The sequence below is a fragment of the Streptomyces sp. NPDC047014 genome (assembly GCF_040644195.1).
Lineage (GTDB): Bacteria > Actinomycetota > Actinomycetes > Streptomycetales > Streptomycetaceae > Streptomyces.
The window spans coordinates 41000-57864 of sequence record NZ_JBEYVX010000027.1 but is presented as its reverse complement, the minus strand read 5'-3'; the positions used below and the strand labels follow the sequence as shown (position 1 = coordinate 57864).

Here is a 16865-nt window from a genome sequence, read left to right as displayed (position 1 = left end):
GGCTCAGTCGCCGCCCCGGTACGCACGAAAACGGACAACGATTATGCCCAAGTCCCGCAGCTTCTCCCTCACCCGTCGCGGGTTCGTCGCAGCCGGCGGCGCCCTCGGCCTCGTCGCGGTCCTCGCCGCGTGCGGTGGCACCGACTCGGCGAAGGGCGACGGCGGCAAGGACAACGGCGCCTCGGCGTCCTCCGGCCCCTGGACCTTCACGGACGACCTCAAGCAGGAGGTCAGCCTCAAGTCGAAGCCGAAGAACATCGTCGCCTTCACCGGCACCGCGGCCGCGCTGTACGACTACGGCGTCCAGGTCAAGGGCGTCTTCGGCCCGACCAAGACCGCCGACGGCAAGCCCGACGTGCAGGCCGGCTCGATGGACATCTCCAAGGTCGAGATCCTGGGCAACGTCTACGACGAGTTCAACGTCGAGAAGTACGCGGCCCTCCAGCCCGAGCTGCTCGTCACCAACACCTGGGACGGCACCCTCTGGTACGTCCCCGCCGCCTCCAAGGACAAGATCACCAAGCTGGCCCCGGCCGCCGCGATCGGCGTGGGCGGCGACGTCACCATGGACAAGGCCCTGGCGCGCACCGCCGACCTGGCCAAGGCCCTGGGCGCCGACATGAACGCCAAGGCCGCCGTCGACGGCAAGGCCCGCTTCGAGGCCGCCGCCGCCAAGCTGCGCGAGGCCACCAAGGCCAACCCGGGCGTCAAGGTGCTCGTCGGTTCCGGTTCCGCCGACCTGTTCTACGTCTCCACCCCGGACACCTCCGCCGACCTCAAGTACTTCAAGTCGCTCGGCGTCGAGTTCGTCACCCCGGAGAAGCTGGACGAGGGCGGCTTCTTCGAGAGCCTGAGCTGGGAGAACGCCGGCAAGTACAAGGCCGACGTCGTCCTGCTCGACAACCGCACCGGCACCCTGCAGCCGGAGGAGCTGAAGGCCAAGGCCACGTGGGCCGAGCTGCCCGCCGTCAAGGCCAACCAGATCGCCCCGCGCACCACCGAGCCGATCTTCTCCTACGAGAAGTGCGCGAAGATCCTCGAGGACCTCGCCACCTCCATCCAGAACGCCAAGAAGGTCAGCTGACGCCAGGCGCCCGGTGACCCCGGGCGCCTCGCCATGTCACCGCCGAACCACCAAGGGACTCTCCGCATGACCGACACCGCGTCCGGCGCCCCGGCCGTCGCGCACTTCCGCTTCTTCACCTTCGAAGTGCTGCGCACCCTCCGGCTGGGCCACTCGTTCCTGCGGGTCACCTTCGGCGGGGAGTCCCTGGCGGACTTCCGTTCCGGCGGCTACGACCAGAGCCTGTCGCTCTTCCTGCCGCCGGCGGGGCAGGAGCACACGGTCCTGCCGTCCACGGACGAGGACACCTGGTTCGCGTCCTGGCGCGGAATGCCCGAGGCGGAGCGGCCGGTGATGCGCTCCTACACCGTGCGCGGGCAGCGCCGTACGGACGAGGGCGCGGTCGAGGTCGACATCGACTTCGTGCTGCACGGGGACTCCTCCCCCGCCTCCCACTGGGCGGGGCGCGCGGTGCCCGGCCGCCGGATCCTGGCGATCGGCCCGGCCGTGGCCGCGAACAAGTCCGTACGCTTCCAGGCCCCGGCCACCGCCGACGCGGTCTGGATGTACGCCGACGAGACGGCGCTGCCGGCCGCCGCCGCGATCCTGGAGCGGCTGCCCGAGTCGGCTGCGGTACGGGCCTGGTTCGAGGTGCCGCACGAGGACGACCGGCTCGGCCTGGCGGCTCCCGCCGGGGCGGAGATCACCTGGATCGTCCGCGAGGACGGCGGCCCGAAGCGCTCCGAGCGGGTGCTGGAGGCGCTGCGCGCGGCGGAACCGCTCGCGGCGCAGGCTCCGTACGTCTGGCTGGCCGGTGAGGCCGGCACCATACGGGCGGTGCGCCGCCACTTTGTGCAGGAACGATCCGTCGACCGCCGCTCGGTGCGCTTCACCGGCTACTGGCGGCTCGGCGCGAGCGAGGAGCAGCTGCTCGCCGAGGCGTACGCGGGCAAGGCGCCCAGCGAGGACCCGGCGTCCGAGCTGTAGTCAGATCCCGCTCAGCCAGAAGCAGTTGACGAGGGGCCCCGGTTTCGGCCGGGGCCCCTTCTCATTTGGTCATTTTGTTTAGGTTAGGCTAACCTAAACCCCGCACACCCCACCCCCACCGTCATCCCCACCCCCGCTCCCCCTGCCCGGAGGAAAGTTGATGCGCCAGCATCTGCTGAACGAGTCCACCGCGGATATCTACCGCCGTTCCGTCATCGAGGGCGTCGACCGTGTCGCCGCCAAGCTCGCCACCACCGAACGGCCGCACACCGGCATATCCGTCGACGAACTCTCCCCGGTCATCGCAGGGATCGATCTCGACACCCCGCTCGGCGACTCCTCCGCCGCCCTCGCCGAGCTGGAGGACGTCTACCTCCGCGACGCCGTCTACTTCCACCACCCGCGCTACCTGGGCCACCTCAACTGCCCGGTGGTCATCCCCGCGGTGGTCGGCGAAGCCGTCATGGCCGCCGTCAACTCCTCGCTGGACACCTGGGACCAGTCGATCGGCGGCACGCTCATCGAGCGCCGCCTCATCGACTGGACCGCCGGCCGCATCGGCCTCGGCCCGGACGCGGACGGCATCTTCACCTCCGGCGGCAGCCAGTCCAACTTCCACGCGCTGCTGCTGGCGCGCGACGAGGCGTGCCGCAAGGTCATGCGCCGCGCCCTGGAGGCGGGCATCGGCCTGACCAAGGCCGAAGTCCTGCCGAAGCTGCGCATCTTCACCTCCGAGGCCAGCCACTTCAGCGTGCAGAAGTCCGCCGCGATGCTGGGCCTGGGCTACGAGGCCGTCATCTCCGTGCCCGTGGACCGCAACCGGCGCATGGACACCTCCGTCCTCGCGCTGGAGCTGGAGGAGTGCGCCGCCGAGGGCCTGTTCCCGATGGCCGTCGTCGCCACCGGTGGCACCACCGACTTCGGGTCCATCGACCCGCTCCCCGAGATCGCCCGCCTGACGGCCGAGCACTCCGCGTGGATGCACGTGGACGCCGCCTACGGCTGCGGCCTGCTGATCTCCCCCACCCGCCGGCACCTCCTCGACGGCATCGAGCACGCGGACTCCGTCACGGTCGACTACCACAAGTCGTTCTTCCAGCCCGTGAGTTCCAGCGCGATGCTGGTCCGCGACCGCGACACCCTCAAGCACGCCACGTACCACGCGGACTACCTCAACCCGCGCCGCATGGCCGAGGAGCGGATCCCGAACCAGGTCGACAAGTCCATCCAGACCACGCGCCGCTTCGACGCCCTCAAGCTCTGGATGACCCTGCGCATCATGGGCGCCGACGGCCTCGGCTCGCTCTTCGACGAGGTCATCTCCCTCGCCGCCGAGGGCTACGGCATCCTCGCGGCCGACCCCCGCTTCGAGGTGGTCGTCGAGCCGCAGATCTCCACCCTCGTCTTCCGCTTCCTGCCCGGCGACGAGGTCCCCGCGGACCTTCTCGACGAGGCCCAGCTCCACGCCCGCAAGGCGCTCTTCGCCTCCGGTGAGGCCGTCGTCGCCGGCACCAAGGTGGACGGGAAGCAGTACCTCAAGTTCACCCTCCTCAACCCGCAGACCACGACGGCCGACATCACCGCCGTCCTCGACCTCCTCGCCGCACACGCCGAGCAGTTCCTGGGAGAATCCCTTGCCGTCCACCACTGAGCCCTACGACTTCATCGGCATCGGCCTCGGTCCCTTCAACCTGGGACTGGCCTGCCTGACCGCGCCGATCGACGAGCTGAGCGGCCTGTTCATCGAGTCGAAGCCGCACTTCGAGTGGCACGCGGGGATGTTCCTGGACGGCGCGCACCTCCAGACGCCCTTCATGTCGGACCTGGTCACCCTGGCCGACCCGACCTCGCCCTTCTCCTTCCTGAACTACCTGAAGGACCAGGACCGGCTGTACTCCTTCTACATCCGGGAGAACTTCTACCCGCTGCGCGCCGAGTACAACGACTACTGCCGCTGGGCCGCCGACCGGCTCGACAACGTCCAGTACTCCACCTCCGTCACCGAGGTCACCTACGACGAGGCCGCCGGCCTGTACGAGGTCCGCACCGACAAGGGCGAGACGCACCGCGCCCGCCGCCTGGTCCTGGGCACCGGCACCACGCCGTACATCCCGGAGGCGTGCGCCGGCCTCGGCGGCGACTTCCTGCACAACGCCGCCTACATGCCGAACAAGACGGAGCTGCAGAAGAAGAAGTCGATCACGCTGATCGGCTCCGGCCAGAGCGCCGCGGAGATCTACTACGACCTCCTCGCCGAGATCGACGTGTACGGCTACCAGCTCAACTGGGTCACCCGCTCCCCGCGGTTCTTCCCGCTGGAGTACACCAAGCTGACCCTGGAGATGACCTCCCCGGAGTACGTGGACTACTTCCACGCCCTCCCCGAGGACACCCGCTACCGGCTGGAGACCCAGCAGAAGAACCTCTTCAAGGGCATCGACGGCGACCTGATCAACGCCATCTTCGACCTGCTCTACCAGAAGAAGATCTCCATGCCGGGCGCCGTCCCGACCACCCTGCTGACCAACACCTCGCTGAACAGCACGGCCTACGACACCACCACGGGCACCTACACCCTCGGGCTGCGCCAGGAGGAGCAGGAGCGGGACTTCTCCCTCACCACCGAGGGCCTGGTCCTGGCCACCGGCTACAAGTACCGGACCCCGGACTTCCTGAACCCGGTGCGCGACCGCCTCCACTTCGACGGCCGCGGCCGCCTCGACGCCGCCCGCAACTACAGCGTCGACACCACGGGCCGCGGGGTGTACCTGCAGAACGGCACCACGCACAACCACTCCCTGACCTCCCCCGACCTGGGCATGGCCGCGTACCGCAACGCGTACCTCGTGGGTGAGCTGCTCGGCCGCGAGTACTACAAGGTCGAGAAGTCCATCGCGTTCCAGCAGTTCGCCGCCCCGGAAGGCACGCACGCATGAGCACCACCGACACCCTCTACGCGCGGACGGACGCGGTCCTCGGGGACTTCGCGATCCGCCCGCTGGACCCCTTCGCCGACGCGGAGCTGCTGCACGGCTGGGTCACCGACCCCAAGGCCGCGTTCTGGATGATGCAGGACGCCTCGCTGCCGGACGTCGAGCGCGAGTACATGCGCATCACCGCGCACGAGCACCACCAGGCGTTCATCGGCCTGCACGAGGGCCGCCCGGCCTTCCTGATGGAGAGCTACGACCCGCGCGAGCTGGAGCTGGTCGGCCTGTACGACCCGGAGCCCGGCGACGTCGGCATGCACTTCCTCGTGGCGCCGACCGACACCCCGCTGAGCGGCTTCACCCGCGCCGTGATCACCACGGTCATGGCGGCCCTGTTCGCCGACCCGGCCAACCGCCGCGTCGTCGTCGAGCCCGATGTGGACAACAAGGCCGTCCACGCCCTCAACGAGGCCGTCGGCTTCGTCCCCGAGCGCGCCATCACCAAGCCGGAGAAGGAAGCCCTGCTGAGCTTCTGCACCCGCGAGCAGTTCGAGGCCGCCACCGGCATCGTCCAGGGAGCGTCCATATGAGCCTCGGCGACGCCGTCTCCCACCTCTCCCCCGAGCTGTGGGCCCGCGCCAACCGCGCGCTGGTCCGCAAGGCGCTCGCGGAGTTCTCCCACGAACGGCTCCTGACCCCCGTCTCCCTCGGCGGCGACCGCTACTCCGTGGTCTCCGACGACGGCACGGTCGAGTACCGCTTCGACGCCGGCCGGCAGGCCCTGGACCACTGGTCCGTGGACGAGGCCAGTGTCACCCGGCTGCGCGGCGGCGACTCCCTGCCGCTGGACGCCCTCGACTTCCACATCGAGTTCCAGCAGACCCTGGGCCTGAGCCCGGAGGTCCTGCCGGTCTACCTGGAGGAGATCTCCTCCACCCTGGCGGGCTCGGCCTTCAAGTACACCAAGCCCCACGTCGCCGCCGACGTCCTCGCCAAGTCCTCCTTCCAGGACATCGAGACCGGTATGACCGAGGGCCACCCCTGCTTCGTGGCCAACAACGGCCGCCTCGGCTTCGGCGTGCACGAGTACCACGCCTACGCCCCCGAGGCCGCGAACCCCGTCCACCTGATCTGGGCGGCCGCGCACAAGGACGTCGCCACCTTCACGGCGGGCGCCGGCCTGGAGCACGACAGCTTCATGCGCGCCGAGCTGGGCGACCCGGCCGTGGACCTGTTCGCGGCGAAGCTGCGCTCGATGGACCTGGACCCGGCGGACTACCTGCTCTTCCCGGTGCACCCCTGGCAGTGGTGGAACAAGACCACCATCACCTTCGCCGCGGAGATCGCCAACCAGCGGCTGGTGCTGCTGGGCGAGGGCGAGGACGCCTACCTCCCGCAGCAGTCGATCCGTACCTTCTTCAACACCACCACGCCGACGAAGCACTACGTCAAGACGGCCATCTCGGTGCTGAACATGGGCTTCATGCGGGGCCTGTCCGCCGCCTACATGGAGGCCACCCCGGCCATCAACGACTGGCTGCACCAGCTGATCGAGTCCGACGAGGTGCTGCGCTCCGTCGACTTCTCGATCATCCGCGAGCGCGCCGCCGTCGGCTACCGCCACCTCCAGTACGAGCGCGCCACCGACCGCTACTCGCCGTACCGCAAGATGCTCGCGGCCCTGTGGCGCGAGTCGCCGGTCAATCACCTCCGCGAGGGCGAGCGACTGGCCACCATGGCCTCGCTGCTGCACGTGGACGAGGACGGCAAGTCCTTCGTCGGCGCGCTGATCGCGGAGTCCGGGCTCACCCCGGCCGAGTGGTTCAAGCCGTACCTGCGGGCCTATCTGCTGCCGCTGGTGCACTGCTTCTACCAGTACGACCTCGCGTACATGCCGCACGGCGAGAACACCATCCTCGTCATCAAGGACGGCGTGGTGCAGCGGGCGATCTTCAAGGACATCGCCGAGGAGATCGTCATCATGGACGCGGACGCGGTGCTGCCGCCCGCGGTGGAGCGCATCCGGGCGGACGTCCCGGAGAACATGAAGCTGCTGTCGATCTTCACCGATGTCTTCGACTGCTTCTTCCGCTTCCTGTCCTCCATCCTCGTCACCGAGGGCGTCTGCACCGAGGAGACCTTCTGGCGGGCCGTGGCCGACTGCGCCCACGACTACCAGGAGTCCATGCCGGCCCTCACGGAGAAGTTCGAGCGCTACGACTTCTTCGCCGAGGAGTTCGAGCTGTCCTGCCTCAACCGCCTCCAGCTGCGCAACAACAAGCAGATGGTCGACCTCTCCGACCCGTCCGCCGCGCTCCAGCTGATCGGCACCCTCAAGAACCCCGTCGCGGCCTACGCCCGACGGTGAGACACGGGGCGGGGCGGTGTCGATACGGTCCCTCGACACCGCCCCCGCGCCGCCGGTGCGGGGGCGTGACCGCGACGTCAGATGGCCCTCTTCGCGGTCCCGCCCCCGCCCCTTTTCCTCCCTCTGCCTCCGCCCCGGCTCACCGCCGGGGCCAGGGGACCTCCGCCGAGCGGTGGAAGCCGATGCCCTGCGCCTCCATCCGTTCCGCCTGCGCCGCCAGCCGCCCGCGGTACGCCTCCCAGTCCAGGGCCGCCGCCGGTGACCAGCCCAGCTCCGCCAGGCCCAGCACGCGCGGGAAGGCCAGCAGCTCCCAGTCGCCCCGCGTCGCCACCGTCTCCGTCCACAGCGGGGCCTCCACGCCCAGCACCGCCGACTCCGGCACCCCGGCCAGGTAGGCCCCCGGGTCCCAGGAGTAGGAGCGCGACACCGGGACGTACCCGGCCCAGGCCAGCCCCGGCCGCGTCGCCGGCTCGTACTTCATGTCCAGGTAGGCCCGGTCCGCCGGCGACAGGATCAGCGGGTGCCCGGCCTTCGCCGCCGCCACCACCTCCGCCCGGTCCGCCGCGGAGGTCTTGTCATGGCCCCAGTACTGGAGCACCGCGCCCGGCGCCGGACGCGCCCCCGCCAGCTGGTGCCAGGCCACGACCGTCTTTCCGTACCGGCCCACCACACGCTGCGCCCGGTCCATGAAGGCCGCGTAGTCCGCCGCCGGGGTCGCGTGGGCCTCGTCCCCGCCGATGTGCAGATAGCGGCCGGGGGTCAGCTCGGCCAGCTCGCGGAGCACGTCGTCCACGAAAGCGTAGGTGCGCTCCTTCGCCACGCACAGCGAGCTGAATCCCACCTTGATCCCGGTGTACCGGGGCGGCGCCTGGCCGTCGCAGTTCAGCTCGGCGTAGGAGGCGAGGGCCGCGTTGGTGTGGCCGGGCATGTCGATCTCGGGGACCACGTCCACGTACCGCTCGGCCGCGTAGGCCACCAGCTCGCGGTACTGCTCCTTCGTCCAGTGGCCGCCGGGCCCGCCGCCGACCTCGCCGGCGCCCCCGTACGGGGCCAGCCGCGGCCAGGAGTCGACCGCGAGGCGCCACCCCTGGTCGTCGGTGAGGTGCACGTGCAGGGTGTTCACCTTGTACGGCACGAGCTGGTCGAGGTACCGCTTGACCTGCTCCACGGTGAAGAAGTGCCGCGCGATGTCGACCATGGCCCCCCGGTAGGCGAAGCGCGGCCGGTCGGTGACCGTGCCGCCCGGCACCTCCCCCGGCCCGGCTGCGGGCACCAGCTGACGCAGCGTCTGCCCGCCGCGGAACAGCCCGGCCGGGGTCCGCGCGACGAGGTCGATGCCGCTGGGGCCGGAGGCCAGCCGGTAGCCCTCCTCCCCGATCCCCTGCGCCGCCGTGTCGATCCGCAGCCGGATCCCGTCCCCCCGGACCCCGTCGACCACCGGCAGCGCCGGGCCGCCCGGCTCGCGCAGCTGCCCGGCCAGCAGCTCGCCGACCCGGCGGACCTCGCCGCCGGATCCGGGGGCGGTACGGATGACCGTGGCCGGGCCGAAGGAGTAGCCGGAGCCGCCGGTGCGCACGGAGAGCGGTGCGGGCAGCAGCCGTTCGAAGGGGGTGAGGGCGGCGGGCGGACCGTCGCCGGCCCGCGCGTCGTCACCGTGGGCGGCGGTGCAGGAGACCGCACCGAGGACGAGGAGGGTGCCGAGCGCGCGTCGCAGGACTCTCATGAGCCCAGGTATAGGCCCCGTGGCCCGCCGGGGGCGGTGGGAGAATCGTCGAATGGCGGAAATCATCCAGAAGGACGGAACCTGGACGTTCGACGGCGACGCGGTGCGCATCGTGCCCGGCCGCGACAAGGGGGTCGCGCTGCTCCGGCAGAACCTCGGTGAGGTGCTCGTACCGGTGCGCGCGCTGGCGGGCATCTCGTTCGAGCCGGGCCGCAAGGCGGGGCGGCTGCGGCTCCGGCTGCGCGAAGGGGCCGACCCGCTCCTCCAGGTGACGGGGGGACGGCTGCCGGAGGGCTCCGACCCGTACCGGCTGACCGTGGAGCCGGACCGCACGGGGGTGGCGGAGTACTTCGTGGACGCGGTCCGCAACGCCCTGCTGCTGGAGCAGGTGGACCCGGGCCCCTGCGACACCTATCTGCTGCCGGGCCCGGCCGTGCCGATCGCGGTGGGCGCGGGTGACGGGAGCGTGGCCTTCGACGGCGACCGGATCTCCCTGGAGTGGAACTGGACGACGGAGGAGGCCAAGAGCTCCGGCGGGCCGCGCGAGTTCCGGGTGGCGGATCTGCGGGCGGTGGAGTGGGCCCCCTCCAAGGGGCTGGAGAACGGCTGGCTCCGCTTCACCCCGGCAGGGGCCTCGCAGCCCGCGGCGCCCAAGTACGACCCGTACACGGTGGAGCTGTTCGGCTTCAAGAAGGATCCGCTGATGGCGCTGGTCGCGGCGGCCGTGGCGGTACGGCTGCCGCATCCGGCGGCGCGGCCCGAGGCCCCGGCGGAGGAGGCCGTCCCGGTGCCGGCGGCGGAGGCCCGGAGCGCGGCGGAGGACCACGACGCCCTGCTGCGGCGGCTGCGGGAGCTGGGGGAGATGCATCAGACGGGGATCCTCACGGCCGATGAGTTCACCGCGGCGAAGCAGGCCGTTTTGCGCCGTTTCTGACCGGATGCAGCCATTCCGCTGGTCCAGACCATAAGGATCCTGCCCGGAATCGGGCAGGATCTTTGCTTTGGGGGCCGCGAGCCGTCAGTATCTACGGGTGCTCGACCGCCGCCCGTCCTACGACGACCTCGTCGAACACCTGGTGCGCAGCACCTCGCTGCAGCGGGGTGAGGCGGCCCGGGTGGTCCTCGACGTGCTCGCCTACTTCGACGAGACGACGGAGGACTTCGTCCGCCGCCGCCACCGCGAACTCCAGGCCGGCGGAGCGGTCAACGCCGAGATCTTCGAACGGATCGCGGCGGAACTGCCGCACCGCGCCGTGGCGCCCCCGGAGCTCTCGCTCCGGCAGCTGCGCCGCATCGTCTACGGCTGAGCCGGCCGCGGCCGGGCACACGAACCGAACTTCAGGAGGGGCATCACCGTATGTGCGGAATCGTCGGATACATCGGCAAGCGCGACGTGGCACCACTGCTGCTGGAAGGACTCCAGCGGCTGGAGTACCGCGGCTACGACTCGGCGGGCATCGTCGTCAACAGCCCGAAGTCCGCCGCCCTCAAGGCCGTCAAGGCCAAGGGCCGCGTCCGTGACCTCGAGGCCCGCGTCCCCAAGCGCTTCGCCGGCACCACCGGCATCGCACACACCCGCTGGGCCACCCACGGCGCCCCGAGCGACCACAACTCGCACCCGCACCTCGACCCCGAGAACCAGGTCGCCGTCGTCCACAACGGCATCGTGGACAACGCCGCCGAGCTGCGCGCCAAGCTGGAGGCCGAGGGCGTCGTCTTCGCGTCCGAGACCGACACCGAGGTGATCACCCACCTGATCGCCCGCTCCCAGGCCGACAGCCTGGAGGAGAAGGTCCGCGAGGCGCTCAAGGTCATCGAGGGCACCTACGGCATCGCCGTCATGCACGCCGACTTCGCCGACCGCATCGTCGTCGCCCGCAACGGCTCCCCCGTCATCCTGGGCATCGGCGAGAAGGAGATGCTGGTCGCCTCCGACGTGGCCGCGCTCATCGCCCACACCCGCCAGGTCGTCACCCTCAACGACGGCGAGATGGCCACCCTCAAGGCCGACGACTTCCGCACCTACACCACCAGCGGGACGACGACCAACTCCACCCCGGAGACCGTGGAGTGGGAGGCCGCCTCCTACGACATGGGCGGCCACGACACCTACATGCACAAGGAGATCTCCGAGCAGCCCGACGCGGTCGACCGCGTGCTGCGCGGCCGGATCGACGACCGCTTCAACACCGTCCACCTGGGCGGCCTGAACCTGGACCCGCGCGAGGCGCGCGGCATCCGCCGGGTCAAGATCCTGGGCTGCGGCACCTCCTACCACGCGGGCCTGATCGGCGCCGGCCTCATCGAGGGCATGGCCCGGATCCCCGCCGACGCCGAGCCGGCCTCGGAGTTCCGCTACCGCAACCCGGTCGTGGACCCCGACACCCTCTACATCGCGGTCTCCCAGTCCGGTGAGACGTACGACGTGCTCGCGGCGGTGCAGGAGCTCAAGCGCAAGGGCGCCCGCGTCCTCGGCGTGGTCAACGTGGTGGGCTCCGCGATCGCCCGCGAGGCCGACGGCGGCGTCTACGTGCACGCCGGCCCCGAGGTCTGCGTCGTCTCTACCAAGTGCTTCACCAACACGGTCGTGGCCTTCGCCCTGCTGGCCGTGCACCTCGGCCGCATCCGGGACCTCTCCGTCACCGACGGCAAGCGGATCATCGAGGGCCTGCGCCGGCTGCCCGCCCAGATCCAGGAGATCCTGGAGGGCGAGGAGGACATCAAGAAGCTCGCGGCCGAGTTCGCCGAGGCCCAGTCGATGATGTTCATCGGCCGGGTGCGCGGCTACCCGGTGGCCCTGGAGGCTTCCCTCAAGCTCAAGGAGATCTCCTACATCCACGCCGAGGCGTACCCGGCCTCGGAGCTCAAGCACGGCCCGCTGGCCCTGATCGAGCCCTCCCTGCCGACCGTCGCCATCGTCCCGGACGACGACCTGCTGGAGAAGAACCGCGCGGCGCTGGAGGAGATCAAGGCCCGCAGCGGCCGGATCCTGGCCGTCGCCCACCGCGAGCAGGAGAAGGCCGACCACACCATCGTGGTCCCGAAGAACGAGGACGAGCTCGACCCGATCCTCATGGGCATCCCGCTCCAGCTGCTGGCGTACCACACGGCCCTGGCCATGGGCCGGGACATCGACAAGCCGCGCAACCTGGCGAAGTCGGTCACCGTCGAGTAGCCGCCGGCCACCCCGGACAGGCGAGAGCCCCCGTGCGCACCGGCGCACGGGGGTTCCTTCCTTCCGCCGCTACGGGAACTCAGCCCGCGGCGACCGCGTCGCGCCGCCCGGCCCTGCCGAAGGCCATCGGCCAGTGGGCGAGGGCCGCGGTGGCCCCGTACCAGGCCAGCAGCCCGGCGACGGCGGCGACCCAGCCGCCGGCCTTGGCGACGAGCCCGCTGTCCGCGAACGAGGCGATCGCCAGCAGGACGAGGGACAGGGTCAGCAGGCCGTAGACGCCCTGGTCGAACAGGCCGCTCGCGGCGGCGACCGTGAGGCTCAGGGCGAGCATCGCGAAGAGGACGAGGAACGTTCCGGCGGCCTCGCCGGAGGCCGCACCCCCGGCACCCTTGGCCCAGGTGAACCAGAAGACGCCGAGGCCCGCGAAGGCGGTGCCGTGGAATCCGTCCCCGCCGCGGAACTCCAGGAGGCCGAGGAGGAAGAGGGCCGCTCCGCCGACGTACATGGCGAGCGACACGGAGCCGGCGGCGGAGACACCGTCGATGACGCCGGTGTGGCCGATACCGAATGCGAGAAGGGTGAGACCCAGGGCGATGTTCCCAAGGGTCGAGGTCGAGGCCGTGCTTCCCGCAGAGACACCATTGTCCACGGCGGGCTCCCTTCGATCTGCAGTTGTGTGCTGCGTCCCAGCAGCATTTATCTACCCTTTACACGGGTGCACAACCGCACAAGCGGCTCTACAGGCAGTCACGGAATGACAACAACCGGTCGCTGAGCGCGCTTGGCGAGCCGCCCCGCCACCGAGCCGAAGATCCGGCCCACCAGGCCGTGGGTGGATCCCACCACGATGGCGTCGGCCGAATACTCCCGGCCGACCTCCTCCAGCTCATGGCAGATGTCACCGCCCCGCTCGACCAGGATCCACGGCACTTCCGACAGGTAGTCCGCGCAGGCCAGCTCCAGCCCCAGCACCTCGGTGCGGTGGTCCGGGACGTCCACGAAGACGGGCGGCTCGCAGCCGGCCCACACCGTGGTGGGCAGCCGGTTGGCCACATGGACGATGATCAGGCCGGATCCGGAGCGCCGGGCCATGCCGATCGCGTACGCGAGCGCGCGCTCACTGGAGGTGGATCCGTCGAAGCCCACGACGACCCCGTGCCGGAAGGCCGGGTCGCAGGGCGAGCGTGTCTGTTCCGCCGCACGCGGCTCGGCGGCGGCGGACGCGGGGTCGGCGAGCCGTTTGCGCTTACGGTCCGCGGGTTCGGAGAATTCGTGACCGGCCATGGGTGTCTCGGCGAAGAGGTCCTTGGAGGAAGCAACAGGGGCGAAAGCGGCGACGCAGTGTGACGGAGCTCTGTCCGGGAAGCATCTTCCCAAGCCCATACCCACCAGGGTACGGCGACACTCCTGTCCTGCACAGGGCTTGCCGCACTTGGAGAGCGTCCCAGGGAGCATGCCGGAGCGAGCGCGCCTTGGCAATGTCCGCTGCCCCCTACAGGCAGTGACGAGAGCGGGAGTTGCCACCCGTGCGCGCAGTGACCGAGCCCCGCCGTGCGCCGTTGGACATGCGTCCGACCTTGAGCGAAGAGCCCGCAGGGAGTACGCCGTGCCCGGCCATCCGGTCCACCCCGTCCAGCCAGCTCAGCCGACGCAGTCCGTCCACGTCCCCGATCCGGCCGCGCGCCGCGCCCCCGCCGCGCGGCACTCCGCCCCTTCCTCCGTTCACCCGTCCGGGTCAGCCGCCGGGCGGCCCCACGAGGACCCGGCGGGTGACGTCGTGCGCTGGGCCGCCTTCAGCTGCCTGCTCGTCCCCGTGGTCCTCGTCGTCTACGGGAGCTCCTTCGGCGGGGCGGCGGTGGCCACCCTCGGGCTGCTCGCCGTCACGGCCGCCTGCCGGGCCCTGCTGCGGCAGTCCGAGAAGGCGGAGCGCTCCCTGGCCCGGGTGCTGACGGAGGAACGGCTTCCGCCGGGGCACCGCGGCCGGCGCCCGCGCGGCGGGACCGCGGGGCGGCACGGCTGCCGCACCACCGGCCCGGCCTCCCCGCACGACTGACTCGTTCGCACACCCACACCCGCATGTTTTCAGCCAACTTCCCGGCAAGGTGCCCCCCTTGCCGGAATGTCCCCCCAACCGCCCCACCACCAGCGACGACACTTCGCAAGGGGCTTCCTGGCCGTACGGGTACTGGCCACGGCCGAGGGGCGCACTTCCCACCCGGGTAGCGGAGTGGAACCCTTCCTGATCGAATGCTTTTCGCCAAGTTGAGAAGTCGACATAGCGCTGCGTGCTGAACTTGTCACGCCGACACCACGGGACGCAGTAGATTCGATCATGTATTTACGGCGGGGGATCCACGTGCAAGGCCGAGGGGAAACGTGCAGGTGCGACCAGACCAAGGAGTCGCGACACCCAAGGGGGGCTTAGCGCCATGAGCCAGGATTCCACCGCCGTCGTCGCGGACGCGGGCCGGAAGCTCGCGGGGCGTCGCCGCAGGGAGATCGTCGCGGTGCTGCTGTTCAGCGGCGGACCGATCTTCGAGAGCTCCATTCCACTGTCCGTGTTCGGTATCGACCGCCAGGACGCGGGAGTTCCACGCTACCGACTGCTCGTGTGCGCCGGGGAGGACGGTCCGCTGCGGACCACCGGCGGACTCGAACTGACCGCGCCGTACGGGCTGGAGGCGATCGCCCGGGCAGGCACGGTCGTCGTGCCCGCCTGGCGCTCCATCACTTCACCGCCGCCGCCCGAGGCGCTCGACGCACTGCGTCTGGCGCACGAGGAGGGGGCCCGGATCGTCGGCCTGTGCACGGGAGCCTTCGTGCTCGCCGCCGCGGGCCTGCTCGACGGCCGGCCCGCGACGACGCACTGGATGTACGCGCCGACGCTGGCCAAGCGGTACCCGTCCGTCCATGTCGACCCGCGGGAGCTCTTCGTCGACGACGGCGACGTGCTCACCTCCGCGGGCACCGCGGCCGGAATCGACCTGTGCCTGCACATCGTGCGCACCGACCACGGCAGCGAGGCGGCCGGGGCCCTGGCCCGCAGGCTCGTCGTACCGCCCCGCCGCACCGGCGGGCAGGAGCGCTACCTCGACCGGTCGCTGCCGGAGGAGATCGGCGCCGACCCGCTGGCCGAGGTCGTCGCCTGGGCGCTGGAACACCTCCACGAGCAGTTCGACGTGGAGACCCTGGCCGCCCGCGCCTACATGAGCCGGCGCACCTTCGACCGGCGGTTCCGCTCGCTCACCGGCAGCGCGCCGCTCCAGTGGCTGATCACCCAGCGGGTGCTCCAGGCACAGCGGCTGCTGGAGACCTCCGACTACTCGGTCGACGAGGTCGCCGGACGCTGCGGCTTCCGCTCGCCGGTCGCCCTGCGCGGGCACTTCCGGCGGCAGCTGGGGTCCTCCCCGGCCGCCTACCGCTCCGCCTACCGGGCGCGCCGTCCGCAGACGGATGTGGCCCAGGTCTCGGAGCTCTCGGGCGGGCCGGTCCCGCACCAGCGCACCCCGCAGCCCCACCGGGCGGCGGCGGCGCTGGCGGCGTCGGGCCCGACGGTGACGGAGCTGTACGCCCCGGGCCGGGTCCTGCGCGAACACGCGTAACCCCGTCGCGGGCCGGACACGGCTCGCTCACGGGTACGGCCCGCTCGCGGGTACGGACGAGGAGGTCCCCATCGGCTCACCGCCGGTGGGGACCTTCCGCATATGCGGTCCCGCTGCCGGGCAACCGCATAAGGTGGGACACATGAACGATCGCATGGTGTGGATCGACTGCGAGATGACCGGGCTCTCGTTGACGGACGACGCACTTATCGAGGTGGCCGCACTGGTCACCGACTCGGAACTCAACGTGCTCGGCGAGGGCGTGGACATCGTGATCCGCCCGCCGGACCACGCGCTGGAGACCATGCCCGACGTGGTCCGCGAGATGCACACCTCCTCGGGGCTCCTCGACGAGCTGGCCGGCGGCACCACCCTCGCCGACGCCGAGGCGCAGGTGCTGGCCTATGTGCGGGAGCATGTGAAGGAGCCCCGCAAGGCGCCGCTCTGCGGGAACTCGGTCGGCACCGACCGCGGCTTCCTGCTGCGCGACATGGCCGCGCTGGAGAGCTACCTGCACTACCGGATCGTGGACGTGTCCTCGGTGAAGGAGCTGGCCCGCCGCTGGTACCCGCGGGCGTACTTCAACAGCCCCCCGAAGAACGGCAACCACCGGGCGCTGGCGGACATCAAGGACTCCATCACGGAGCTGCGCTACTACCGGGACGCGGTCTTCGTGCCGCAGCCCGGCCCTGACTCGGACACCGCCCGCACCATCGCCGCCAGGCTCACGACGCCGGGCGCCTAGCAGCCCTCCGGCCTCGGCCGGAGCCCTCCGGAGGGGGGTGCGGGGAAAGGGTGGAGCGAGCACCCTCCCGGACCCTGTACCCTTTTCTTCGGCCGGTCGGTTTCGACCGGACATGGTGGGTGTAGCTCAGTTGGTAGAGCACCTGGTTGTGGTCCAGGTGGCCGCGGGTTCAAGTCCCGTCACTCACCCTGCGGGAAGGCCCCGGTTCGCGGAAGCGGACCGGGGCCTTCTGCGTGTCCTGGGGCCGTGGCCGGGGCGGGTGGGCGGCGGGC

General features: G+C 70.9%; 15 protein-coding genes and 1 tRNA gene. 13 read left to right on the top strand and 3 right to left on the bottom strand.

The features are described 5' to 3' along the window. Window positions 1-43 precede the first annotated feature (43 nt). The 6 genes from ABZ873_RS17615 (at window position 44) to ABZ873_RS17590 (ending at window position 7348) form a co-directional block, all read left to right on the top strand. Window positions 44-1084 (top strand): ABC transporter substrate-binding protein, encoded by a 1041-nt coding sequence (locus ABZ873_RS17615; RefSeq protein WP_360872157.1) that lies wholly within the window; start codon window positions 44-46, stop codon window positions 1082-1084. A gap of 66 nt (window positions 1085-1150) precedes the next feature. Continuing rightward, window positions 1151-2050 (top strand): siderophore-interacting protein, encoded by a 900-nt coding sequence (locus tag ABZ873_RS17610; protein WP_360872154.1) that lies wholly within the window; start codon window positions 1151-1153, stop codon window positions 2048-2050. A 160-nt stretch (window positions 2051-2210) separates the two neighbouring features. Beyond that, window positions 2211-3701, top strand: coding sequence for an aspartate aminotransferase family protein (locus tag ABZ873_RS17605; RefSeq protein WP_360872152.1), 1491 nt, complete (start codon window positions 2211-2213; stop codon window positions 3699-3701). Then, complete coding sequence (locus ABZ873_RS17600; protein WP_360872149.1) at window positions 3685-4986, top strand: SidA/IucD/PvdA family monooxygenase; 1302 nt, start codon at window positions 3685-3687, stop codon at window positions 4984-4986. Before ABZ873_RS17605 ends, ABZ873_RS17600 begins: the two co-directional genes overlap by 17 nt. Further along, window positions 4983-5570 carry a GNAT family N-acetyltransferase gene (locus ABZ873_RS17595; RefSeq protein ID WP_360872146.1) on the top strand — a complete coding sequence of 196 codons (588 nt, stop codon included), beginning with the start codon at window positions 4983-4985 and terminating at the stop codon, window positions 5568-5570. Before ABZ873_RS17600 ends, ABZ873_RS17595 begins: the two co-directional genes overlap by 4 nt. Beyond that, window positions 5567-7348 carry an IucA/IucC family siderophore biosynthesis protein gene (locus ABZ873_RS17590; RefSeq protein WP_360872143.1) on the top strand — a complete coding sequence of 594 codons (1782 nt, stop codon included), beginning with the start codon at window positions 5567-5569 and terminating at the stop codon, window positions 7346-7348. The genes ABZ873_RS17595 and ABZ873_RS17590 overlap by 4 nt, the downstream gene beginning before the upstream one ends. A gap of 139 nt (window positions 7349-7487) precedes the next feature. Here ABZ873_RS17590 and ABZ873_RS17585 read toward each other — a convergent pair whose 3' ends face one another. Beyond that, the gene (locus ABZ873_RS17585) at window positions 7488-9071 is read right to left on the bottom strand and encodes a beta-N-acetylhexosaminidase (RefSeq protein WP_360872140.1); all 1584 of its coding nucleotides are present in this window, start codon (window positions 9069-9071) and stop codon (window positions 7488-7490) included. 52 nt (window positions 9072-9123) lie between these two features. On the opposite strand from ABZ873_RS17585, the gene ABZ873_RS17580 reads away from it, so the two are divergent. From ABZ873_RS17580 to glmS, 3 genes are all read left to right on the top strand, one after another. Beyond that, entirely contained in the window at window positions 9124-10005 is an 882-nt protein-coding gene (locus ABZ873_RS17580) for a DUF4429 domain-containing protein (protein ID WP_360872137.1), read from the top strand. 97 nt (window positions 10006-10102) lie between these two features. After that, window positions 10103-10378: a hypothetical protein gene (locus ABZ873_RS17575; RefSeq protein ID WP_030025937.1), complete on the top strand. Its 276-nt coding sequence runs from the start codon at window positions 10103-10105 to the stop codon at window positions 10376-10378. A gap of 50 nt (window positions 10379-10428) precedes the next feature. Then, the gene (gene glmS, locus ABZ873_RS17570; RefSeq protein WP_360872133.1) at window positions 10429-12246 is read left to right on the top strand and encodes a glutamine--fructose-6-phosphate transaminase (isomerizing); all 1818 of its coding nucleotides are present in this window, start codon (window positions 10429-10431) and stop codon (window positions 12244-12246) included. Between the two features lie 79 nt (window positions 12247-12325). On the opposite strand, the gene ABZ873_RS17565 is transcribed toward glmS, so the two are convergent. Both ABZ873_RS17565 and ABZ873_RS17560 read right to left on the bottom strand, forming a co-directional pair. Then, window positions 12326-12895 carry a GPR1/FUN34/YaaH family transporter gene (locus ABZ873_RS17565; protein WP_360872130.1) on the bottom strand — a complete coding sequence of 190 codons (570 nt, stop codon included), beginning with the start codon at window positions 12893-12895 and terminating at the stop codon, window positions 12326-12328. 98 nt (window positions 12896-12993) lie between these two features. Further along, window positions 12994-13530 carry a universal stress protein gene (locus tag ABZ873_RS17560; protein ID WP_360872127.1) on the bottom strand — a complete coding sequence of 179 codons (537 nt, stop codon included), beginning with the start codon at window positions 13528-13530 and terminating at the stop codon, window positions 12994-12996. Window positions 13531-13852: 322 nt separating this feature from the next. Between ABZ873_RS17560 and ABZ873_RS17555 the strand changes: the two genes are divergently transcribed. From ABZ873_RS17555 to ABZ873_RS17540, 4 genes are all read left to right on the top strand, one after another. Next, window positions 13853-14299 carry a hypothetical protein gene (locus tag ABZ873_RS17555; protein ID WP_360872125.1) on the top strand — a complete coding sequence of 149 codons (447 nt, stop codon included), beginning with the start codon at window positions 13853-13855 and terminating at the stop codon, window positions 14297-14299. 376 nt (window positions 14300-14675) lie between these two features. Beyond that, window positions 14676-15848, top strand: coding sequence for a helix-turn-helix domain-containing protein (locus tag ABZ873_RS17550; protein WP_360872122.1), 1173 nt, complete (start codon window positions 14676-14678; stop codon window positions 15846-15848). Window positions 15849-15990: 142 nt separating this feature from the next. Continuing rightward, the gene (gene orn, locus ABZ873_RS17545; RefSeq protein ID WP_360872120.1) at window positions 15991-16593 is read left to right on the top strand and encodes an oligoribonuclease; all 603 of its coding nucleotides are present in this window, start codon (window positions 15991-15993) and stop codon (window positions 16591-16593) included. A gap of 115 nt (window positions 16594-16708) precedes the next feature. Continuing rightward, window positions 16709-16781, top strand: a tRNA-His gene (locus tag ABZ873_RS17540). Window positions 16782-16865 lie beyond the last annotated feature (84 nt).

Bases quoted from the DNA above. Each gene is read 5' to 3' on its own strand.
- ABZ873_RS17615 (WP_360872157.1), top strand. From the start codon at position 44: ATGCCCAAGTCCCGCAGCTTCTCCCTCACCCGTCGCGGGTTCGTCGCA.
- ABZ873_RS17610 (WP_360872154.1), top strand. From the start codon at position 1,151: ATGACCGACACCGCGTCCGGCGCCCCGGCCGTCGCGCACTTCCGCTTC.
- ABZ873_RS17605 (WP_360872152.1), top strand. From the start codon at position 2,211: ATGCGCCAGCATCTGCTGAACGAGTCCACCGCGGATATCTACCGCCGT.
- ABZ873_RS17595 (WP_360872146.1), top strand. From the start codon at position 4,983: ATGAGCACCACCGACACCCTCTACGCGCGGACGGACGCGGTCCTCGGG.
- ABZ873_RS17590 (WP_360872143.1), top strand. From the start codon at position 5,567: ATGAGCCTCGGCGACGCCGTCTCCCACCTCTCCCCCGAGCTGTGGGCC.
- ABZ873_RS17585 (WP_360872140.1), bottom strand. From the start codon at position 9,071: ATGAGAGTCCTGCGACGCGCGCTCGGCACCCTCCTCGTCCTCGGTGCG.
- ABZ873_RS17580 (WP_360872137.1), top strand. From the start codon at position 9,124: ATGGCGGAAATCATCCAGAAGGACGGAACCTGGACGTTCGACGGCGAC.
- glmS (WP_360872133.1), top strand. From the start codon at position 10,429: ATGTGCGGAATCGTCGGATACATCGGCAAGCGCGACGTGGCACCACTG.
- ABZ873_RS17560 (WP_360872127.1), bottom strand. From the start codon at position 13,530: ATGGCCGGTCACGAATTCTCCGAACCCGCGGACCGTAAGCGCAAACGG.
- ABZ873_RS17550 (WP_360872122.1), top strand. From the start codon at position 14,676: ATGAGCCAGGATTCCACCGCCGTCGTCGCGGACGCGGGCCGGAAGCTC.
- orn (WP_360872120.1), top strand. From the start codon at position 15,991: ATGAACGATCGCATGGTGTGGATCGACTGCGAGATGACCGGGCTCTCG.